The sequence below is a fragment of the Symbiopectobacterium sp. genome, assembly GCF_047692315.1.
In the GTDB taxonomy this organism is placed as follows: Bacteria; Pseudomonadota; Gammaproteobacteria; order Enterobacterales; family Enterobacteriaceae; genus Symbiopectobacterium.
Genome location: NZ_JBLLJS010000017.1, coordinates 1 through 22635 on the forward strand (window position 1 = coordinate 1; position 22635 = coordinate 22635).

The following is a 22635-nucleotide window of genomic DNA, read 5'->3' on the forward strand; positions in this document are numbered from 1 at the left end:
CCTGAAATCCCATCAAAGCCGCGCCATTAAAGGCGTCGCGCTATCCCAAGCTCTCTCCCTTAACTATGTAAAAATGATCACTCCCCCACAGTCAACATCGTTTCCCTGACTGTTACCGAGAAAGGTTACTGCATCGATCGCGCCAGCGGACATTGCGCTGGTGCATCAATACCTCTGACAGGGCGTGGCTGAACGTAGCCGGAATAGCGGTAGTGGATTTTTCCGGCGGCCCCTCCAGCCACCAGCCAATCATTACCTGAAGCAGACGCGCAGACGCGCATTAACGTGCCAGTGATCCAGCGTATCTTCCAGCAATGCTACACCTCCGAGCGGTAATTGTCGCAGCAGGCGAGCTGTTCCTGCTGACCTTCAAGCTCAATAACCGGAATGTTTGCGGCTTTGGCCGCCTGAATCAATTGGTAATCAATGCCATATTGAGGGCGTAAGCCGAGAGATTGCGCCTGCATTGCCTGAAGCGTCAGCGCCGCGTGCCAGGCCGGGAGATGATCAAAGCGGTTCACGCTGAGCGCCAGTGCATCACAGTGTTGCTGGAATTGCTGATAGCGTTCTGGATCCAAGCGTTCTGCCAGCGGGCGTGGCTCATACTCTTCCTGCAACGGTGAACCCATATCGGAAATATCGGCTTCGACAACCAGCGCAGCAGACTGCTGCAATTGTTGCAACAATATTTCCGGTAACGGAGACATGGCTTCGCTGCCCATATGGATACTGCCTACCAAATGCAGACGTCCACCCTGTGTCAGGGAAACATCCATTGCGGGGTAGGCATAGGCAACCGGGGAAATGAATCCCAACCAGGCGGCCAGTTGGCGCAGTAACGTCATGATTTATCTCCATCAACTACAAACGTTCATGCTAACCGCTTATGCTACGCGAGGATACTTCCATAAGGATAAAAAATCCCCAACCGGTGATGGTCGGGGATAGTAGGGAAGAGACGTTAAACCCTGAGGGCGCGGACGTGTAGCGTGATGCCATCAACAGCAATCACTTCTACCGTCGTGCCGACAGACAGCGCTTCATCAGCCTTGATTCGCCAGGTGCTGTCGCCGATTCTGGCTCGGCCTACACCCTATTCAACCGCTTCGGTGACAGTAGCGCGAACCCCAATCAGTTGCCGACTGCGCTGGTTCAACAGCGTGGCATCCGTGACCCGGCACGAGCGACTACGTAGCCAGTACCACCACAGTAGCGCAGTGATGATGGTCAGCACGGCAAACAGCGCGCCCTGCCACGGCAGCGGTAATACCCAGGTTAACAAACCGATGATGACGGCAGACACGCCGCTCCACAGCAAGTAACCGCTGGCCCCCAGCATCTCGGCCGCCAGCAGCAAGCCGCCAAGCGAGAGCAACACCCAGTGGGCATTTTCAGCCAGCAGTTCAACGTCCATTCTGGCCCCGGGCGCTTCCGCTATCTTTAATCAACTCGGCGATACCACCGATAGCCCCCATCAGATTGCTGGCATCCAGAGGCATCATGACAACTTTGCTGTTGTCGGCAGAACCAATCTTTTTCAATGCGTCGGTATATTTCTGTGCCACGCAGTAGTTGATGGCCTGAATATTACCCGAGGCAATGGCATCAGAGACCATTTGGGTCGCGCGTGCTTCAGCTTCTGCGGCCCTTTCACGCGCCTCGGCTTCCAGAAACGCAGATTTCTTTCCCCTTCAGCCTTCAGAATTTGTGACTGTTTTTCCCCTTCGGCTTTCAGTATGGCTGCCTGACGGACCCCTTCGGCTTCGAGAATGTCGGCTCGTTTGGTTCGTTCGGCTTTCATCTGAGCGTTCATCGAGGCAATCAGCTCAGCAGGCGGGCGTACATCACGGATTTCAAGACGGGTAATCTTCACGCCCCATAGGCCGGTCGCTTCGTCGACAATATGCAGCAAGCGGGTGTTAATGCTGTCACGCTGCGACAGCATTTCATCCAGTTCCATGGAACCCAGCACGGTACGGATGTTGGTCATGGTGAGGTTTTTGATCGCCAACTCGAGTGAGCTGACTTCATAGGCGGCGCGTGCGGCTTCTACCACCTGAATAAAACAGATGGTATCAATCGTGACGTTGGCGTTGTCTTTGGAAATCACTTCCTGGGAAGGAATTTCAAGTGCCCGTTCCATCATATTGATTTTACGACCGATACGATCCATGAACGGCACCACCAGGTTCAACCCTGGCATCAGCGTCTTGGTGTAGCGGCCAAAGCGTTCAACGGTCCACTGATAGCCCTGCGGCACAATCTTGATCCCTGACCATACAATAATAACCAGTGTGACAAATATCAATACGGGAATGACGCTAAGCATGGTTTTCACCTCCAAAGGTTGTTTTTAAAAATAATTCACTGAAATAAAAGTGTATTTTTCTTCATCCTGATGAGGTCATTTTAGCGCCGTCGCCGCATAAAGCCTATCTTTTCACGGGGGTAAACGCGCGTTGTCATTGGCGCATTGTCTGAAAATAGCAAAAACGAGACGTGAGTCAAGGGAAGGGGCGTGAAAACGCCCCTGTGGCACGTTGGCTTTAAAATGTTGTCCAGTTGTCGTTTGCGTCAGCGGTTGTGGAAATGCGGCCTGTAACGGCAAGCAGCGGTGTTTGCGCGGGTGCTGCGGGTGTGGATGCTGCCGTTGACGTGGCTGGCGTAATGACAAAGACGGCGACCGCGTCCGCCAAGCGCTGTGCCTGATTTTGCAAAGACTGTGCGGCGGCAGAAACCTCTTCGACCAGTGACGCATTTTGTTGTGTTGGTGCATCAAGTTGCCCAACACCAATATTCACCTGATCGATACCTACACTTTGTTCCCGGCTGGAGTGTGCTATTTCCGACATAATGCTGCTCATATGCGAGGCGTTGGCGCTCAGGTTCTTCATTGATGACTCGGCACCTTCCACCAGTTCCATCCCTTCTTGTGTGGTGTGCGCGGCATCGTCGATCAGTACTTTGATCTCTTTTGCCGCTGCGGCGCTGCGTTGCGCCAGATTGCGCACTTCGCTGGCGACCACGGCAAAGCCGCGACCTTGTTCACCCGCACGGGCCGCTTCAACGGCAGCATTGAGTGCCAGTATATTGGTTTGGAAAGCAATGCCGTCAATCAGCGCGATGATTTCTACCATGTGATTGGCTGAATCGCGGATTTCGTGCATTTTGCTGGCAGCATCGGACATTTTGCTGCCGCTGTTTTTCATTTTCACGGCGGCATCGTTCACCAGCGTATTGGCCTGCTGGGTATTCTCGGCGGTGTTTTTGACAGTAGCAGCCAGTTGGTTCATTGAAGCTGCGGTCTGTTCCAGAGAACTGGCCTGTTCTTCCGTGCGCCCGGACAGATCGAGATTCCCGGCTGCAATCTGTGCCGTGGCTGAAGCAATGCTGTGTGCGCCATCACGCAGCTGTCCGACAAGATGTTGGAGATTGGCGGTCATTTTGTTGAGGGCGTTGAGTAAGATGCCGGTTTCGTCTTTACGCTGGACCGAGATGGATTTCGTCAGGTCACCTTTGGCGACGGACTCAGCCAGTGAAACGGCTTGCTGCAACGGTAGCACAACGCTGCGTGCCGTTACGAATGACAGCGTCAGGCTGATAACAATGCCAGCGAGAACGATACACAGCAGTACAATACGAATGCTGTTATAACTTTGGTTGACCGTTTGATCCGCTTGCCACATGCGGTATTCCGCTTTACTGATAAACTGCGCGATATCTTTTTTGAGCGCTGTGCCCAGCGGCCAGGTCACCTCAAGCTCCTGATGGCGTATATCCTGACGATTTTTCGCCAGATTTAGCAAGGTATCGCTGGCCTTGGCAAACGTATCATAATCCTGTTTGATGGTATTTAACGCGGCGGTGAGTTCGGCATCATCCTGCACGTAGTTGCTGAGCGTTGTAATATGTTTAACGATGACGCCGCGGTCTTTTTTGATTTGTTCAACCGTGTTGTTGATGTTATTTTCATCATTCGCTGCGGTCAGTGCAAAAAAAAGCCGATTGGTTAATAAAGACGTTATTTAAACTGCTCATGACATTGTTGGAGAGCATCACGGTAGGGTAATTTTTCTTCACTACGGAGTCGATGTGCTCATGGAAGCTTTCCAGTCCGCCGAAGGCCAATAGACCAAAAATAATCAGGATAAGCAGGCTGATGATAGAGCTGATCGCCAGGCGCGTGGCGATTTTCAGATCTGAAAATTTCATTATCTTCCCTATTATAAGAATTATAACAATGTGGTCCTTCTTTCCGCTGCTGGGTAACGCGGGCAGGAAATACTGCCGCAACAGGGTGATGGAGGCTCACCCAGTATATAAGTAAAATTCTGCGGGGATTTAGATCGTTTTTATCCTAAAAAAACGTTTAAATAATAAGAGTGAGATAAACCCTTTCTATTTATTATATTCATCCTGATAAATATAATTATGAAATAGTATACACCCTAAATAATTTGAGCCGCAGGCAGGCGGCAACGTAGCGAATCTCCAAGAGCCTACACAAGTCAGTGACTGGGGGGGGCGAAGGAAGTCAACTCACCCGCAGCGTGAAGTATGTTGGTAGACAAACTGAGCCACTCAATGGTGTTGTGCCCATGAACGCAGGAAAGCAGAACAGCCGTTTCAACGGTAGTTTTTAGTGGCTGTAACATTCAACTTTAGTGTGACGCTGAATTTTCAACACTTCCTAGTCCGCTTTTCCCAATGCTTCTAGTTTCTCAGCTTTTTGAGACCATTGAGCGGCAACGTGGCTGTTTTTTTCCACGCCAAGCCCTTCAGAGTACATCCACCATAAATTGATGTGAGAGTGATAATCACCTTTTGGGGATTCTTATGTATATATTTCAATGGCTTTTGTGTAATTAACCTCTATTTCCCTTACCTTTTTCGTGCATAAAGCCAAGAGCCCTCATGGCATCCAGATTTCCTTGCGCTGAAGATTTTTGATACCAGTATCTGGCTTTTTCATAATCAATGTTTCTTGTACCACCATCATCATAAGAGCTTCCCAGCTCATATTGCGAAACGGCATCAGATACATTGTCATCGCAAGCCGGCAGCAAAAAGCAGGCTATTACTAGCACAACAAACCTATTCATCCTTAACTCCATTTACTGGACTTTTATCACTTTCGGCAGTTGAAACCACGGGCACTCGTACCCGAATGAATATCATCTGCACACTCCATCTTAAGAATATTGTACACACAGTGATTCGTGATGAATATTGAGCTGCATTATCTTCCGCTCAACTCCCTCATTAATAGGACCGCATAATAACCTCTGGATGACAACCCAAAATAGAGCCAATTTCTCTGATCGCTTCGCCCGTTAATCTGATTACGCTGTTGTATCTGTTGCGCTAAGTCAGCAGGCGAACCTACCTTGATGCGATACCATTTCAGCGCGACGGTGAATTTGAACCGTTTTGGTTACTGCGTCACTCTTCGGTAACTGCTATGTCAATATTTATTTTGTTTTTTTAAAAGGAAATTTATTTAAGGCGGCTATATCCACGCCAACGCTGAGCAAGAAGTTGCGCAGAATGCGCATTTGTTCGGGGGAGCGGGTAACCGCATGGAGAGGGCTGTATATGCAGAGGTTACAGAAGGCCTGTTTATCACCGTAATGCGCTACGTTGCAGACTATTTACCCGCGCGATCGCCTTATTTTGTCATGAACATGACTGTATCCCGCATCTTGACATTGCACCGGGTATTTTGAACGCTCACAGCTCCAGTTCAATATCATTCACCGGCATGCAGCAGCACGGCAAAATTTCATCTTGCTGTACACAGGCAAGCGGCGTTTGGCGATAGGCGACACGGCCTTTCACCAAACGTAAACGGCAAGCACCGCAATAACCCGAGCGGCACTGATATTCAACCGGCACGCGGTGTTGCTCCAGCACATCCAGTAACGAAGTGGCGCTGTCGTTGTTGGCAAGCTGCGTGCCCGAGACGCGCAGTGTTATGGTCGACATGCTCATCGGCTTAGAGCTGGAAGTCACTCAGATCGTCGGCGTTGATTTCAGAATCAATTTGGCCGACCAGATAAGAGCTCACTTCCACTTCTTGCGGAGCAACCTGCACGTTGTCAGAGACCAGCCAGGCGTTAATCCACGGGATTGGGTTGGTGCGCGTTTGGAACGGCAGCGGCAGCCCTACCGCCTGCATGCGAATATTGGTGATATATTCAACATACTGGCACAGGATGTCTTTATTCAGGCCAATCATCGAGCCGTCGCGGAACAGGTACTCCGCCCACTCTTTTTCCTGCTGCGCCGCCAGTACAAACAGGTCATAACATTCTTGTTGGCACTCTTCGGCGATTTGCGCCATTTCCGGATCGTCCTGACCGGAACGCATCAGGTTCAGCATATGCTGTGTGCCGGTCAGGTGCAGGGCCTCATCGCGGGCGATCAACTTGATGATTTTGGCATTGCCTTCCATCAGTTCGCGTTCAGCAAAGGCGAAGGAGCAGGCGAAACTGACATAGAAGCGAATGGCTTCCAACGCGTTGACGCTCATCAGGCACAGATAGAGGTGTTTCTTTAACGCACGCAGGTTGACGGTGACCGTTTTGCCATTCACCTGATGAGTGCCTTCCCCCAGCAGATGGTAATAACTGGTCAGCTCTATCAGGTCATCATAGAAAGCGGAGATATCTTTCGCGCGTTTCAGAATCTCTTCATTGGTGACGATATCATCGAACACCAATGCCGGATCGTTGACGATATTGCGAATGATATGGGTATAGGAACGGGAATGAATGGTTTCTGAAAACGCCCAGGTTTCTATCCAAGTTTCCAACTCAGGAATGGAGATCAGGGGTAACAGCGCGACGTTCGGGCTGCGTCCCTGAATGGAATCCAGCAGCGTTTGGTATTTCAGATTGCTGATGAAGATGTGCTTTTCATGTTCTGGGAGTGCCTGGTAGTCGATGCGATCGCGTGAAACATCCACCTCTTCCGGGCGCCAGAAAAAGGAGAGTTGTTTTTCGATCAGTTTCTCGAATATTTCATATTTTTGCTGATCGTAACGCGCCACGTTAACGGACTGACCAAAGAACATCGGTTCCAGAAGCTGATCGTTTTTATTCTGTGAGAAGGTGGTATAAGCCATAGGGCTGTATCTCCAAAAAGGGACAGGAGGCGTGGATGACGGCCTCCTGAAAAGTAAAATACCCTACGTGGGAAGCGGTGCGCTTCCCTGCGGTTTAAATTTTGCAGGCGCCGCCTTCGCAGCCATCATCCTGCGCCTCGGCCAGGATATCTTCCTGGGCGTCTTCCGCGCCGTCTCGGGTATTTTGATAATACAGTGTTTTCAACCCGAACTTATAGGCGGTAAGCAAATCGGTCAGCAACTGTTTCATCGGCACTTTTCCTGACGGGAAACGCGCCGGGTCGTAGTTGGTGTTGGCAGAAATAGCCTGATCGACAAACTTCTGCATCAATCCTACCAGTTGTAGATAGCCGTCATTGTTCGGCATTTCCCACAGTAACTCGTAGGCGTCTTTCAGCGTTTCATAATCCGGCACCACCTGGCGCAGAATGCCGTCTTTTGACGCCTTGATACTGATGTGCCCGCGCGGGGGCTCAATACCGTTGGTGGCGTTGGAAATTTGTGATGAAGTTTCCGACGGCATCAACGCGGAGAGCGTGGAGTTACGCAGACCGTGAGTTTTGATACTGTCGCGCAGTGCTTCCCAATCGTAATGCAACGGTTCGTTGCAAATGCCGTCCAGATCGCGCTTGTAAGTGTCGACAGGCAGCACGCCACGTGCATAGGTGGTTTGGTCAAACCACGGGCAAGCACCCTGTTCGCGCGCCAGTTCGTTTGAGGCTTTCAGCAGGTAGTACTGAATGGCTTCAAAGGTACGGTGCGTCAGATTGTTGGCGCTGCCGTCGGAGTAGCGCACGCCGTTCTTCGCCAGATAGTAGGCGAAGTTGATGACGCCGATGCCGAGCGTGCGGCGGCCCATGGCACCGCGTTTGGCGGCCAGAATCGGGTAATCCTGATAGTCCAGCAGGGCGTCTAGCGCACGCACTGCCAGGCGCGCCAAATCTTCCAAATCGTCCAGACTGTTCAATGCGCCAAGGTTGAAGGCGGAGAGGGTGCAGAGCGCGATCTCGCCTTTTTCGTCGTTAACGTCTTCCAGCGGATGCGTCGGCAGCGCAATTTCCAGGCACAGGTTGGACTGACGCACCGGCGCGATGGTCGGCTCAAACGGGCTATGGGTGTTGCAGTGATCGACGTGCTGAATGTAAATACGGCCAGTCGAGGCACGCTCCTGCATCATCAGCGAGAACAGATCGACCGCTTTCAGGGATTTCTTGCGGATGCTGTCATCTTTTTCATACTGCTGATACAGGCGTTCGAACTCGTCCTGGTCGGCGAAGAAGGCGTCATACAAGCCCGGCACGTCAGACGGGCTGAACAGGGTAATTTTTTGCCCTTTGACCAGACGCTGGTACATCAACTTGTTCAACTGTACGCCGTAATCGAGATGGCGCACGCGGTTGCCTTCCACGCCACGGTTGTTCTTCAGCACCAGCAGGCTTTCCACTTCCAGATACCACAGCGGGTAGAACAGCGTAGCCGCACCACCGCGTACGCCGCCTTGCGAGCAGGATTTCACCGCGGTCTGGAAATGTTTGTAGAACGGAATACAGCCGGTATGGAACGCTTCACCACCGCGAATCGGGCTGCCCAGTGCACGGATACACCCGGCGTTAATGCCGATACCGGCACGCTGCGAGACGTATTTCACAATGGCGCTGGAAGTGGCGTTAATGGAATCCAGGCTGTCGCCACATTCGATCAACACGCAGGAGCTGAACTGACGCGTCGGGGTACGCACGCCAGACATAATCGGCGTTGGCAGCGAAATCTTGAAGGTAGAAATCGCGTCATAGAAGCGTTTAACGTAATCCAGACGCGTTTCGCGCGGATAGCCTGAGAACAGGCAGGCGGCCACCAGCACATACAGGAACTGGGCGCTTTCGTAGATGTCACCGGTAACGCGGTTTTGCACCAGATATTTCCCTTCCAACTGCTTGACCGCAGCATAAGAGAAAGTCATGTCGCGCCAGTGATCGATGAAAGCGTCCATCTGGGCGAACTCTTCCGGCGTATAGTCCTGCAACAAATGGGTGTCGTATTTGCCGAGCTCCACCATTTTGGTGACGTGATCGTACAACGCTGGCGGTTCAAACTGACCGAATGCTTTCTTGCGCAGATGGAAAATCGCCAGACGCGCGGCCAGGTATTGATAATCCGGGCTGTCACGGGAAATCAGGTCGGCAGCCGCTTTGATAATGGTTTCATGAATATCGGCGGTCTTGATGCCGTCATAAAACTGAATGTGGGAGCGCAGTTCTACTTGAGAAACTGACACATTATGCAGGCCTTCCGCTGCCCAGGTAATCACCCGGTGAATCTTGTCCAGATTGATGCGTTCTTTGCTGCCATCGCGTTTGGTTACTAGCGGGCTCTGGTTCATGTGGTGTGGTACCTATCCGTTTTTCCCACTGCAATAGCGTTTTCCCAATCGAAAACGCACACGACAGACTAGTGCTGCTGTGTGTGAAGTAAACACTATATATAGTGGTTTGGTTTAGAATGATAACAAGATAGTGAGAATTTTCGGCTATTGCAAGTGAACAAAACACACGGAAATTGTGGATAACATGGGGAGGAATTGTTACACAGTGGCTAAAGGCCTGTAGCGTTGCGGCCTTAAGTTTTGTCAATGGATGGGGATAAAAAAATAAAAAATTGATCGGTTGCCGCTTTTTTCCGCGTACAGAAAATTCTTAATTTGATCAGCGTATAAGGTCATGTCTGAATTGATAATTGCAGATTGGCGATCTCGTCGCCAATCTGCGTTGAAAAAGCACCGGCTAATCCTGCCAGTCATTACTTATCGGCGTCACGCTGCGTGTGCAGCATATAATTCACATCAACGTTAGGGCCGAGCGTAAAACGATCGCGCAGCGGGTTATAGTGCAGACCGGTAATGTGTTGTTCTGCCAGAGGGGTATTATCCACCCAGTCCAGCAGTTCCGCCGGACGAATAAATTTCTTCGCGTCATGCGTGCCTTTCGGCACCATTTTCAGCACATATTCTGCGCCGAAAATCATCAAAAACCAGGCTTTGGCATTGCGGTTGATGGTGGAGAAGAACACATGTCCGCCGGGTTTGACCAGTGCAGCACAGGCGCGCACCGCCGATTGCGGATCGGGCACATGCTCCAGCATCTCCATGCAGGTCACCACGTCATAGCGCCCGGCGTGGACGGCTGCATGAGATTCCACGGTTTCCTGTACATACTGCACGCTGGCGCCGCTCTCCAGTGCGTGTAGCCGGGCAACCTGTAACGGCTCGGCACCCATGTCCAGTCCCGTGACCAGTGCCCCTTCGCGCGCCATGCTTTCCGCCAGAATGCCGCCGCCACAGCCGACATCCAGCACCTGCTTGCCAAATAATCCATCGGCCCGACGAGCGATGTATCCAAGGCGCAGCGGGTTGATACGGTGCAACGGTTTAAACTCGCCTTCCAGATCCCACCAGCGCGAAGCGACGGCTTCAAACTTGGCGATTTCATCATGATCGACATTCTGCGTCTGTGTTTCTGCGTTCATGCGTTATACAACCTTTTGTTATTCTCATCTGTGGCGAGTATATCGGGTGTTGGCAGGATGTAGTAGCGATTCTCCTTTTCAGCATAGATTGGCGGAAAGGGGGCAAGTGAAAGAAAAGCGTCATTCATCGTGCGCGTATTTTCCCTGTGAGGTGGGTTTTGTGCTATCATTTTTCACCTTTTGAACTCGGGTTGATGCATTAAATAGGAGGGATAGCGGCTCCATGAGCGACCTTGCTAGAGAAATAACACCGGTCAATATCGAAGAAGAGTTGAAAAACTCGTATCTGGACTATGCCATGTCCGTTATTGTCGGGCGTGCCTTGCCTGATGTTCGTGACGGCTTGAAACCTGTACACCGGCGCGTGCTGTACGCGATGAGCGTGCTGGGGAATGACTGGAACAAACCCTATAAAAAATCGGCCCGTGTGGTCGGTGACGTTATCGGTAAATATCACCCGCACGGTGATTCAGCCGTGTATGAAACCATCGTGCGTATGGCGCAACCCTTCTCCTTGCGTTACATGTTGGTCGACGGTCAGGGCAACTTCGGGTCAATAGACGGTGACTCTGCGGCGGCCATGCGTTATACCGAAATTCGCATGTCGAAAATCGCCCATGAGCTGCTGTCGGATCTGGAAAAAGAGACGGTCGATTTTGTGCCCAACTACGATGGCACAGAACAGATCCCCGATGTGATGCCAACGCGTATCCCTAATTTGCTGGTGAACGGTTCTTCCGGTATTGCGGTAGGGATGGCGACCAACATTCCGCCCCATAACCTGACGGAAGTGATCGACGGCTGCCAGGCGTATATCGAAGATGAAAATATCAGCCTTGAAGGGTTGATGACGCACATTAAAGGGCCGGATTTCCCGACTGCGGCCATCATTAATGGCCGACGCGGCATTGAAGAAGCGTACCGCACCGGGCGCGGCAAGATTTACATTCGCGCGCGTGCCGAAGTGGAAGTAGACGACAAAAATGGTCGTGAAACCATTATCGTGCACGAAATTCCCTATCAGGTGAACAAAGCGCGTTTGATTGAAAAAATCGCCGAGCTGGTGAAAGAAAAGCGTGTTGAAGGCATTAGCGCATTGCGCGATGAGTCTGATAAAGACGGCATGCGCATTGTGATTGAAATCAAACGCGATGCCGTGGGGGAAGTGGTACTGAACAACCTCTACTCCCTGACCCAGCTTCAGGTCTCGTTCGGCATCAACATGGTGGCACTGCATCAGGGCCAGCCCAAGATCATGCCGCTCAAAGATATTCTGGTCGCCTTTGTGCGTCATCGTCGTGAAGTCGTGACGCGCAGAACCATCTTTGAATTGCGTAAAGCGCGTGAGCGTGCCCACATTTTGGAAGGGCTGGCGGTTGCGCTGGCAAACATCGATCCGATCATTGAAGCGATTCGTAATGCCCCGACGCCGGCGGAAGCCAAGGCGGCGCTGATTGCCCGTGCGTGGGATCTGGGCAACGTCGCGGCGATGTTGGAACGCGCCGGTAACGATGCTGCGCGTCCTGACTGGCTGGAGCCGGAGTTTGGCATTCGTGAAGGTAAATACTACCTGACCGAGCAGCAGGCTCAGGCGATTCTGGATCTGCGGTTGCAAAAGCTGACCGGTCTGGAACATGAAAAACTGCTGGATGAATACAAAGAGCTGTTGTTACAGATTGCCGAGCTGCTGCGTATTCTGACCAGCCCTGAGCGCTTGATGGAAGTCATCCGTGAAGAGCTGGAAGCCATCAAAGCGCAGTACAGCGATGAACGCCGCACCGAAATCACGGCCAACAGTGCTGACATCAATATTGAAGACCTGATCAATCAGGAAGATGTGGTGGTTACGCTCTCGCATCAGGGCTATGTCAAATACCAACCGCTGAGCGACTATGAAGCTCAGCGCCGTGGGGGCAAAGGCAAGTCGGCGGCACGTATTAAAGAAGAAGACTTTATTGATCGCCTGTTGGTGGCCAACACCCATGACACCATTCTTTGCTTCTCCAGCCGTGGTCGTCTCTACTGGCTGAAAGTGTACCAACTGCCGGAAGCGAGCTGTGGCGCGCGTGGTCGTCCTATCGTCAACCTGTTGCCGCTTGAGCCGGAAGAACGCATTACCGCTATTCTGCCAGTGCGTGAATACGAAGAAGGCAAGAATGTCTTTATGGCGACTGCCAGCGGTACGGTGAAGAAAACTGCTCTGACCGAGTTTAGCAATCCGCGTTCGAAAGGGATCATCGCCGTTAACCTCAATGAGGGCGATGAACTGATTGGTGTTGATTTGACCGACGGTGAGAACGAAGTGATGCTGTTCTCTGCTGAAGGCAAGGTGGTGCGCTTCTCCGAAGCGGCAGTGCGTGCCATGGGCCGTACCGCCACCGGTGTGCGCGGCATCAATCTTCAGGATGACGATCGTGTGGTTTCTCTGATCGTACCGCGCGGCGAGGGAGGAGATATCCTCACCGTTACGCAAAACGGTTTCGGTAAGCGTACTGCGGTGAGCGAATACCCGACCAAATCCCGTGCAACCAAAGGCGTTATCTCCATCAAGGTGAGCGAGCGTAACGGCAAGGTTGTCGGTGCGGTGCAGGTGGATGAGCTGGATCAGATCATGATGATCACGGACGCTGGCACGCTGGTGCGTACCCGTGTCTCAGAGGTCAGCATCGTCGGTCGAAACACCCAGGGCGTTACGCTTATCCGTACGGCGGAAGAAGAAAACGTGGTGGGGCTGCAACGTGTTGCCGAGCCGGTTGAAGATGAAGAACTCGACAGCGTGGCAACTGCGCCGGGTGAAGTCGCGGAAGAAGAAGACAGCATTGATGATGCTGAAACCGATGACGATGTGGCTGCTGACGACGAGTAATCGTTCTGCACGCTGATGAAACAAAAGCCAGCACGTCAGATGCTGGCTTTTTTATGCGCTCTCGTTACTGTATCGGCAAGCCATGCCCCCGCAACTGTTTATCAACTTGATGGATTAAATTTGAAATACCTCTCCTCATTCCACACGACGCTGAAGATTTCCCGCTACCTGTTCAGGGTGCTGGCGATGATGTTATGGATGCTGGGGGCGCTGATTTCCATCTTCTACTTCAGCAAGGTGCTCAACGAGAAAGAGGCTGAATTGCGTCTGGAATATAACCAGAGCTACGATCAGTCGCAGGAGTATATTCGTCGCACGACGGATATTGTGCGTGAATTACGCTATGTGGCCGTCAGCCATTTAAACATCCCCAGCACACGCCACGCCGCCTGCCGCCAATACGATGCGTACACCGCTGCTTTCGCTCTATCCGTTGACGTCAGGCGCGGACTGTCAGGCCATATACCAACCCAAAAAGGGCAGTTGGATGCCGTCAGCGCATTTTTTACCGATTGGCAGGATAATTTCTCCACCGTATACGATCTGAACCGGGTATTTTTTGTCGACGGTGCCTGGCAATGCATGATGGATTTCGGCATTCGCAATCAGGCGCTGGATCGCGATAACCTGTTGCAGAATCTGCAAGAGCGCTTTGCCGATAAAAAGCATGCGACGCAGGGAGAATGGCGAGATGAAACCGTGTATTGGATCGCTCCCGCCTCCGATCCCGACATCGGTTATCTCTATGCCATTACGCCGATTTATAAAGGGGATCATCTGGAAACCCTGATGGGTATTGAGCAAACAATCCGTCTGGATGATTTTGTTGCCGCAGGCAAATTTACTGTCGGTGCAAAATTGCTCGATCAATTTAATCAGCCGTTGCTGCAATTTACTGATAAAGAGCGCAACGGTTCGATGAGTTCCAGCTACCCGAACGATCGCACCTATTTTGGTTATGTGGACGGCTACGACGAAATTATCCTCAAGAAAGCGTTACCGCCGACTACCTTCAATATTGTCTATTTTATGCCGTTCAGCGTGCTGTTATCGCAGCTGAACTCGCTGATTATCAACATCGGGCTGTTAAACCTGCTCTCGGCGCTGGTGCTGTTTATTCTGGCCTGGACGTTCGAACGCAAGATGTTCTTGCCGGCACAAATCAATGCGTTCCAGTTGGAGGAGAACGAGCAGTTTAACCGTAAAATCGTGGCATCAGCCCCGGTGGGCATCTCTATTTTGCGCATCAGCGATGGTACCAATCTGCTCAGCAACGAGATGGCGCATAACTATATGAATTTGTTGACCTATGAAGATCGGCTCAAGATCACGCGCATTATCTGTGAACAGCAATCAAAATTTGTCGATGTGGTCACCAGCAGAAATCATCACCTGCAAATCAGCTTCGTCCATTCGCGCTACTGCAATGAAAATGTGGCGATTTGCGTGCTCTCCGATGTGAGTGCGCGCGTGAAGATGGAAGAGTCCCTGCAAGAGATGGCCAATGCCGCTGAACAGGCGAGCCAGTCGAAATCGATGTTTTTGGCCACGGTGAGTCATGAACTGCGTACCCGCTGTACGGGATTATCGGTAATCTGGATTTGCTCCAGACCAAGACTTTGTCGAAAGATGCCAACCGATTGGTGGCGCCGATGCAGAATTCATCGGCGCTGCTGCTCAAAATCATCAGCGATATTCTCGACTTCTCCAAGATAGAGTCGGAACAGCTTAAAATTGAACCGTCTATTTTTACGCCGCAGGAAGTAGTCAGCCACATTACCAGCAATTATCTGCCGCTGGTAGTGAGAAAAAACCTCACGCTCTACTGCTTTATCGATCCTTCGGTACCGGCCACGCTGTCTGGCGATCCGGTACGCTTGCAGCAGGTGCTCTCCAACCTGGTGAGCAATGCGATTAAATTTACTGATACCGGCTGCATTATCTTTCAGGTGTGCTGTAGCGAGGAGTACCTCGAATTTTGGGTACGTGATACCGGCGTGGGTATTCATCCCCGCGAGGCTATCAAGTTGTTCGATCCCTTTTTCCAGGCGGGTAGCGGCGTTCAGCGCCATTTCCAGGGAACCGGGCTGGGGCTGGCTATCTGTGAAAAGTTGGTGAACCTGATGGATGGCGATATGTCGCTGACGTCCGAGCCGGGATTGGGCAGCCAGTTTGGTATTCGTATCCCGCTCTATCAGGCGCATTACGAAGTGCCGACGGTCAGTGATGTACTCAGGCAGAAGACTTGCTGGCTTCGGGTTCGTAACGCCAGCCTTGAGCACAACGCACTGAATTTGTTGCGCCAATATGGCATCTCTGCGGCGTGTCATTCTGGGCAACCGATTCAGGAAGACGACATTATTATCAGCGATCACCCGCAGAACACGCCGTTGCTGTCACGCTGGAGTGTCCTGTTTAGCCGTACGCATATCGGCAGTGCGCAAGAGAGTGAGGAAGGGCAGTGGGTGATGAGCACTGCCGGGTTGCCGGATTTGCCCATGCTGCTGGAACGCTTGTGTCGCACTAAAGACAGTGAGGGAGAATCCTTGGCGATGCCAAGTACGCTTTCCCAAACGCAGTACAATCTGGTGGAAAATAGCGACATATTGATTCTGGTGGTAGACGATCATCCCATCAATCGCCGCTTACTGGCCGATCAACTGGGTTCGCTGGGCTATCAGGTTATTACCGCCAATGACGGCGTAGACGCGTTGAATGCGCTGACAAAGAAAACTGCTGATATTGTCCTGACCGATGTCAACATGCCAAATATGGATGGCTATACGCTGACGCGTACCTTGCGCGCGCAGTCCTGGGAAGCTCCCGTGATTGGCGTTACGGCCAACGCGTTAGCCGAAGAACGGCAGCGTTGTTTGGCAGCAGGGATGGATAATTGTCTGTCTAAACCGGTTACGCTGGATGTGTTACAACAGAGTTTGGCGCAGTACAGCCAGCAAGTGCGCGAACAGCGCGGAAAATCAACGGAAGATTGCTAGGTAGTGTCCGTCGCTCCTGAGCCAGCAGGAACGACGGGGTAATGCGTGAATGGGAGGCTTATGCACTCTCTCCCGGTTCGGCACCGTTGATGGAAGAGAGGTATTTCAACAGAGCAATATCGTTGTCCACGCCCAATTTGGTCATGGCCGATTTTTTCTGGCTGCTGATGGTCTTGATACTACGGTTAAGTTTTTTGGCAATTTCCGTCACCAGAAAACCTTCGGTAAACAGCCGCAGCACTTCACTCTCTTTCGGTGATAGGCGTTTATCGCCGTAACCGCTGGCGCTGATTTTTTCCAGCACCTTGGCAACGCTCTCTGGCGTAAATTTCTTGCCCTTTTGCGAGGCGGTCAGCGCTTTGGGCAAATCAGTCGGAGCCCCTTGCTTCAATACAATGCCTTCGATATCAAGATTTAACACCGCACTCAAAATGGCGGGGTTATTATTCATGGTCAGCACAATGATCGCCAGATGGGGAAAATGGCGTTTGATGTATTTGATCAGTGTGATGCCGTCACCGTATTTATCGCCTGGCATGGATAAATCGGTAATTAAAACGTTGGCATCCAGTTTAGGCAGATGATTGATAAGTGATGTCGAGTCTTCAAACTCGCCCACCACATTAACCCACTCAATTTGTTCAAGCGATTTTTTAATGCCAAAAAGGACAATCGGATGGTCGTCAGCGATAATTACGTTTAAATTACTCATCGTTTTATTTACTCGTCTTGTTGGCCATTAGGCTGCAATAATACACGGACAAGTTCGTTGATCTCATCAAGATCGTTTTTAATTTCTATACTCGCCTGTTCGGTAATATGCCGCTCAAGTTGTTCACACAATTGTTTGCCAGGATGCAAGTTTAGCATGGCAAACACACCCTTAAGTCGATGCGCCGTTTGTGCCAGCGTTGAAAAGTCGCCTGCTTCTGCATCAGTATACAGTTTGACAATGTCGTCGGGTACCGTTTCAACGAACAGCGAAAAATAGTCGCTGGCTTTTAACTGCTGGGCGTAGTCCTGAATATCCGCCGGAACAGTCTCGTGCGTCGCCGCTTCCAATTGTTGCTCAATCAAGGTTAACAATGCGTCTTGCAACAGCTGACTGATATTAAAATTTGTGCGTAAACGGCGTGGCGCCAGCATAGTCACCTGTGTGTCCTCTCCGTTGACCAGCAGCGTATTGTCCGCCATTTTCACTGTGTCATCGGTAATGCGCAGATCGAACTCTTGCGGCATCTGGCGCTCATCGGCGTTGACACACTCTGCCCCCCAACTGGAGAGCAGGTGATGCACGATGTGCTGCACTTCATTTGCGGTGATATCTAACAATATCGTCATGCCTTCCAACAGCTTTTCTTCTTCATCGCTGTCATTGGCGCCAGCGTGCAGCGTGAACGTCAACTGGTAGTGTGTGCCAAGCTCTTGCTTGCTGGAAATACTCAGATCCCCGCCAAGCTTGCGCGCCAGTTGATGGCACAGGAACAGCGCAAACCCCGAATTTTGCCGGGAACGATCCGCAGACGGCACCGTTAACCACGGATGACGCAGATTATCCAGCTCGGCTGCCGACATGCGGGTTCCGGTATCGCTTAGCCGAATATGGGGTGTGTCTGCCAGCTCTGCGTCTGCTTCCAGCGTCAGCGTAATCTTGCCGTAATCCGTATTGGTGATGGCGTAGTCAAGTAACAGCAGCACCTTTTGTAACATGGCGCTGTCGCCTATATAGAGGCGTTGCGGCTCCAGACGGTAGTGATGAAAAAAGTTGCAGCCCTTTCTGGGCAAGTCGCGGCAGGTTGGCAAGCAGCAACGCATCCATCATGGCAAGGGGGGAGAACGGCATCTTTTCCGGCTGCCATGCGTCACTGTCCAGCCGGTCATGCAATGCAATATTTTCCAGCAGCGCAAGGGTTTGCGCCGTTTCATCCGAGGCTTTGCGCAACAGACTCTGGCGCATATCGTCATCCGCTGCTTGTGCTAACGACAGCAAATGTTGCTGTAACGCCTGCATTGGAGCGTGCAGTTCCTGACGCAGATTGGTTAACAGCCGTTGGCGCGCCAGTACGTTTTTGTCATATTCCCGTTGCGCCAATTGCATTTTTTTATTAACCAGAATTTCTTTATCCTGCTCGCGAATCAGGAACAGGTTGTACTCCTGCATCTGCGGATGGCTGAACTGTAAAATCTCGTACATCTCATTGTTGATGGTTGCCTGAACCACACCCTGATGCTCACGCGCCATCGCTGCGATCTTTTCCAGACTGAGGTGAGGCAACAGATGCTCGGCAATGGCGTTTTGCACGACCACCCGATTGGCTGAAAAATCATAAACCAGAATGCCAATGGGAATGCGTTTAACGATCTCCTGATAGAGCGCCTGCTGTTTACGCAAACGCGGGGACGGATCGTCACGGGCATCGCGGTTAGGCTGACGCCACAGATAGAACCCGGTGAGGGTCAGCGCCAGCAATGCCAGATTCAGTAACAGCAACCAAATATTATTACGCGCCATATCGGCAGCAAATTGCCGGATAGGTAGCTGATAAACGATATTGACTGGCGCGTTAACCAGCGGTGCGGCAATCTCTAACAGTGAACCGTTTAACTGGACGTGGGTGGTCTCTTCGTTGTTGGTAAAGGTCTCACTGCTTGTTCCCACCGTGTCCGCGCGCAGAATAAAATTGTCACGCGACAGTGTATGCGGGATGAGATCGTTGATGGGCAAATCAAAGGCGATAATGGTCGCCAGGTGGCCTGGCTGGTTGAACGTAGTGCGCAGCGTAAAATAGTAGTCATTGTAGAAGCGCAGTTTACGGATAGGAGAGAAGCTCTCCCGCTCATCAAGCGCGTTTGACTGTTGCAGCATCTCGGTGCGTCGGGCTTCGGCAATAGCGGTGATGGTGATGTAGCTGCCGCGAAATTGTGCGGAAATGTCTTTCAATATCTGGGTGGAAATCATGCTCAGGCTGTTATCCACCCCATTGAGGTAATACATGGAGTAGATATCGCTCTCTGCGCCCCACAGGATATCGAGGTAGCGTGAAATCTTGCGCACGGCGCTCAGCGTTGATTTGTCGTGCTGACCAAAAATCAGCGCATCGGTTTTCTGGCCGTTTTTCTCCATATAGAACACATCCGGCAGCAGGCTGATGGCACTAACGTTATCATCCACGCCAGGTGCGGCATCGCTGTTCAGATTGCTATAGATTTGGTAAGTAAAAAAACGGTAGGTGTCGATGCGTTTTTGCATCCCGAGGGCGATGGTGTTGAGCGTAGACTTCTTTTCTGCCAGCCAACTGTTCACAATATTGTAGCTCAGTGTGCCGGTAGTCAGCAGCAGTAGAAGGGTGAACAGGCTAATATAGCGGAGCAGACTAGCAGGCATGGCAACAGTTCCTACTTGGCAGAGCGTAAAATAAGAGATTGAAGTGCATTAATATTAGCTACCAACAGAAAAAAACAGCCCGCCCGCAGCGCGGTTTCTTTGGTATCCGTGTTCTCGATTTGGCTTCGCGCTTCATGCATCACTGTGGCCATGTCCCACACACTGCCTCCTCTTTTGTCCGGCTCCCTTTTTATCATAACTTCCTCAGTGAATCGAAGCTTCCTTAACGCAATGGTGTAACTTCAGGTATTAATCGGAACAGTTAACCCTTTTTGCTGCGTTATTCGCCGGCGTATAGGCATGCTGGGTATGAAAACTCTGCTTCTTTTGTGTTGTTCATATCAGGTTATAGATCTCTCTGTGCATAATCTCCGCACACTTTTTGGTGTACACAGTACCTGTGATGGTGTGCTGGAAGCCTTTCCATGAGTCATGGGATAGCGTTTATCGAATCGCTAGAGAAAGGCGACCTGATACCGCAAACGGGCGGATTGCGAAAAAATCAGAATGGCTGTGGGTACTAAAGGGAAAAGTGGTGGTGCCAGAGTGATTGATTTTTTGGCAACGGTCGAGGTTATTAATCTTGTGCTGGCCTACCCCAAAAGCACGAAAGACAGTCTGACTGACGCGGAAAAAGCTGAGCTGAAAAAAATTAACGGCATTACTAAAAGATGAGGTGTGATATGCATTTTTCGACGAACTGAAAACGTCTCTGGAAGAGGCGGTAGATATCAAACAGAGTGTTAAGCCTCCCGCTCGTGTCACTCATTATGATATTGCAGATGTTCGGGCGATAAGAGAACAATTAAATATCTCTCAGCGCGAAATGGCCAAGGCACTGGGAACCATCATCGATACCATCAAAAGTTGGGAAGCCAAACGGCGCAATCCAACAGGACTTGCGGCAAAGGTGCTGGCGACCATTCAGGCTGACCCCGCTTTCTTTTACGCGCTGGCTGCGCATTAGACCGTTCCACTGTCTCTGTTCGTTAGCTTGCCTGGCGACCATTCCCGTTGTATGCCGCGGTAGCGCATGACTGTGCCGAAATGACACGAGGCCGAAAAAAAGCCGGTAAAAACCGGCAAAAGGATCGGAAATTGGGAAATAAATGATGATAGCCCCGCTATTTTACCGCGTTGAGCACGCCGATTTTGTCGATTGGTGCGATTAATTATTGTGCGATTATGCCGATGATGTGCGGTGCCAGTTTGTTGTTGTGCTTGTTTACAATGATTTGACAGCGGATAGCACCAAAGCCTGTCTTACATCATCTGGTTTTTGCCGTATAATCCCGTGCTTTAAGTTTGGACTTCGGGGTAATGGTGAAACAACTTTCTCACTTGTTGTGCCGTATGTAACAGGTATTGCGTGAACCACAGCCAGCAATGCCGGGAAGTCGACAGTTGGTCGTCTCTTCGGCATTGGATGTCGCGGCGGCAGAAGAGAGTGAGCCGTCATTGTTGTCCTGGTTGGCCACGCAGCCCGTTTATCCCCAGTTTTACTGGCAACATCGGCAGGAGCCAGAAGAAGCTGCCGTATGCGGCGTTGTGCGCGGTTTTCGCCATATTAATGATGCCGAACGTTTTTTTCAGCATTATCACAGTGCGCCAGATGTGCGTATCTGGGGGCTCAACGGATTTGAACAAACCTTGGAGGAAGGGGGGCACTCCGCTGGCTATCTCTTTTTACCCCGCGTTGAAGTCATGCGTCACAGCAATCAGCTCAGCCTCAAGGTGAATCTGTTCAGTGAAACTTCATTGCAGGCGGATGCGGATGAAGCCGCCGCGTTTATCAAATTCCTGCTGCCAGCCCATCCTATTCCTCCCTTGTCCAGTCGCATTGTCGCCGAGCATCACCAACCTTCGCGGAAAGGGTGGGTGGCAATGCTCGAACAGGCGCTAGCGAGTATCGCCGCTGGTGATATGGAAAAAGTGGTGTTAGCGCGCTGTACCACGCTGACGTTGTCGCAGCCATTGCGCGCTGCGAGCATGATGGCTGCCAGCCGTACGGCCAACCACCGCTGTTTTCACTTTATGCTGGCTCATAACCCCGAGCAGGCATTTATGGTATCGAGCCCTGAACGCCTTTATTTGCGTCAGGGAAAAACGCTTAATACGGAAGCTCTGGCTGGAACGGTCGCCAGTGATGACAATGACCGCACCGCGGAGACTCTGGCGCAGTGGTTGATGAACGACAATAAAAACCAGTGTGAAAACCAACTGGTGGTAGAAGATATCAGCCAGCGTCTCCAGCACGCCGCTTCCACGTTGGATGTTATGCCCCCGGAAGTGATAAGGTTGCGGAAAGTGCAACATTTGCGTAGGGCAATACGTGCCAAGCGGCATCAGGCTTCTGATGCCGCTTGCCTGAATGATTTGCAGCCGACAGCCGCAGTGGCGGGGCTGCCACGGCAGGCGGCGCGTGCGTTTATTCATGAGGTTGAGCCCTTCACGCGTGGTTGGTATGCCGGTTCTGCCGGTTATCTTTCACTGGCGCAGGCGGAATTTTGCGTTGCGTTGCGTTCGGCAGAGATTAACGGTGAAAAAATTAACCTTTATGCAGGTACGGGTATTTTGCCGGGATCTGATCCAGAGCAAGAATGGGTGGAGCTGGATAACAAAGCGGCCGGGTTAAAGACGCTGTTCGCCAGAGAAGTGTCATAGTTTTGTTTTATCTTTGTTGTGCAGAGTGCGGGTTTATATCAAAGTCAGCCTCATGAAAAAAATATAAATATAAATA

At 51.4% G+C, this 22635-nt stretch carries 16 protein-coding genes and 4 pseudogenes; 5 read left to right on the forward strand and 15 right to left on the reverse strand.

Translation table 11 applies throughout. The features are described 5' to 3' along the window. Positions 1 to 112: 112 nt before the first annotated feature. The 12 genes and pseudogenes from ACMZI0_RS08385 to ubiG all read right to left on the reverse strand — a co-directional run bounded on the left by ACMZI0_RS08385 (position 113) and on the right by ubiG (position 10648). Complete coding sequence (locus tag ACMZI0_RS08385; protein ID WP_415672613.1) at positions 113 to 253, reverse strand: hypothetical protein; 141 nt, start codon at positions 251 to 253, stop codon at positions 113 to 115. A gap of 64 nt (positions 254 to 317) precedes the next feature. Next, positions 318 to 845 carry a TraB/GumN family protein gene (locus ACMZI0_RS08390; protein ID WP_415672614.1) on the reverse strand — a complete coding sequence of 176 codons (528 nt, stop codon included), beginning with the start codon at positions 843 to 845 and terminating at the stop codon, positions 318 to 320. Positions 846 to 961: 116 nt separating this feature from the next. After that, positions 962 to 1414: pseudogene (locus ACMZI0_RS08395) on the reverse strand (NfeD family protein). Further along, positions 1404 to 2329, reverse strand: a pseudogene (locus ACMZI0_RS08400) (SPFH domain-containing protein). The pseudogenes ACMZI0_RS08395 and ACMZI0_RS08400 overlap by 11 nt, the downstream one beginning before the upstream one ends. Positions 2330 to 2546: 217 nt before the next feature. Continuing rightward, positions 2547 to 3887 carry a methyl-accepting chemotaxis protein gene (locus ACMZI0_RS08405; protein ID WP_415672615.1) on the reverse strand — a complete coding sequence of 447 codons (1341 nt, stop codon included), beginning with the start codon at positions 3885 to 3887 and terminating at the stop codon, positions 2547 to 2549. Positions 3888 to 3972: 85 nt separating this feature from the next. Then, a complete protein-coding gene (locus ACMZI0_RS08410) occupies positions 3973 to 4212 on the reverse strand; it encodes a hypothetical protein (RefSeq protein WP_415672616.1) in 240 nt (79 codons plus the stop codon). 653 nt (positions 4213 to 4865) lie between these two features. Then, the gene (locus ACMZI0_RS08415) at positions 4866 to 5102 is read right to left on the reverse strand and encodes a tetratricopeptide repeat protein (protein ID WP_415672617.1); all 237 of its coding nucleotides are present in this window, start codon (positions 5100 to 5102) and stop codon (positions 4866 to 4868) included. 137 nt (positions 5103 to 5239) lie between these two features. Then, complete coding sequence (locus ACMZI0_RS08420) at positions 5240 to 5407, reverse strand: DUF2931 family protein (RefSeq protein WP_415672648.1); 168 nt, start codon at positions 5405 to 5407, stop codon at positions 5240 to 5242. A 323-nt stretch (positions 5408 to 5730) separates the two neighbouring features. Further along, positions 5731 to 5991 (reverse strand): class I ribonucleotide reductase maintenance protein YfaE, encoded by a 261-nt coding sequence (gene yfaE, locus ACMZI0_RS08425; protein WP_415672618.1) that lies wholly within the window; start codon positions 5989 to 5991, stop codon positions 5731 to 5733. A gap of 4 nt (positions 5992 to 5995) precedes the next feature. Beyond that, a complete protein-coding gene (gene nrdB, locus ACMZI0_RS08430) occupies positions 5996 to 7126 on the reverse strand; it encodes a class Ia ribonucleoside-diphosphate reductase subunit beta (protein ID WP_415672619.1) in 1131 nt (376 codons plus the stop codon). 94 nt (positions 7127 to 7220) lie between these two features. Beyond that, the gene (nrdA, locus tag ACMZI0_RS08435; protein WP_415672620.1) at positions 7221 to 9506 is read right to left on the reverse strand and encodes a class 1a ribonucleoside-diphosphate reductase subunit alpha; all 2286 of its coding nucleotides are present in this window, start codon (positions 9504 to 9506) and stop codon (positions 7221 to 7223) included. A 416-nt stretch (positions 9507 to 9922) separates the two neighbouring features. Continuing rightward, positions 9923 to 10648 carry a bifunctional 2-polyprenyl-6-hydroxyphenol methylase/3-demethylubiquinol 3-O-methyltransferase UbiG gene (gene ubiG, locus ACMZI0_RS08440; RefSeq protein ID WP_415672621.1) on the reverse strand — a complete coding sequence of 242 codons (726 nt, stop codon included), beginning with the start codon at positions 10646 to 10648 and terminating at the stop codon, positions 9923 to 9925. A 223-nt stretch (positions 10649 to 10871) separates the two neighbouring features. On the opposite strand from ubiG, the gene gyrA reads away from it, so the two are divergent. Then, positions 10872 to 13514, forward strand: a complete 2643-nt coding sequence (gene gyrA, locus ACMZI0_RS08445; protein ID WP_415672622.1) for a DNA topoisomerase (ATP-hydrolyzing) subunit A — start codon at positions 10872 to 10874, stop codon at positions 13512 to 13514. Positions 13515 to 13634: 120 nt separating this feature from the next. Next, a pseudogene (gene rcsC / locus ACMZI0_RS08450) lies at positions 13635 to 16510 on the forward strand (two-component system sensor histidine kinase RcsC). 58 nt (positions 16511 to 16568) lie between these two features. Here rcsC and rcsB read toward each other — a convergent pair. From rcsB to rcsD, 3 genes are read right to left on the reverse strand one after another with little or no spacing between them, the layout of a single operon-like run. Beyond that, on the reverse strand, positions 16569 to 17222 hold the full coding sequence (gene rcsB, locus ACMZI0_RS08455; protein WP_415672623.1) for a response regulator transcription factor RcsB: 654 nt from the start codon (positions 17220 to 17222) through the stop codon (positions 16569 to 16571). An 8-nt stretch (positions 17223 to 17230) separates the two neighbouring features. Next, entirely contained in the window at positions 17231 to 18220 is a 990-nt protein-coding gene (locus tag ACMZI0_RS08460) for an Hpt domain-containing protein (protein ID WP_415672624.1), read from the reverse strand. Then, positions 18192 to 19895, reverse strand: a complete 1704-nt coding sequence (gene rcsD, locus ACMZI0_RS08465; protein ID WP_415672625.1) for a phosphotransferase RcsD — start codon at positions 19893 to 19895, stop codon at positions 18192 to 18194. Before rcsD ends, ACMZI0_RS08460 begins: the two co-directional genes overlap by 29 nt. 425 nt (positions 19896 to 20320) lie before the next feature. On the opposite strand from rcsD, the pseudogene ACMZI0_RS08470 reads away from it, so the two are divergent. The 3 genes and pseudogenes from ACMZI0_RS08470 (at position 20321) to menF (ending at position 22559) form a co-directional block, all read left to right on the forward strand. After that, positions 20321 to 20577, forward strand: a pseudogene (locus ACMZI0_RS08470) (type II toxin-antitoxin system RelE/ParE family toxin). A gap of 18 nt (positions 20578 to 20595) precedes the next feature. Beyond that, on the forward strand, positions 20596 to 20862 hold the full coding sequence (nadS, locus tag ACMZI0_RS08475) for a NadS family protein (RefSeq protein ID WP_415672649.1): 267 nt from the start codon (positions 20596 to 20598) through the stop codon (positions 20860 to 20862). 398 nt (positions 20863 to 21260) lie between these two features. Then, entirely contained in the window at positions 21261 to 22559 is a 1299-nt protein-coding gene (gene menF, locus ACMZI0_RS08480) for an isochorismate synthase MenF (RefSeq protein ID WP_415672626.1), read from the forward strand. Positions 22560 to 22635 lie beyond the last annotated feature (76 nt).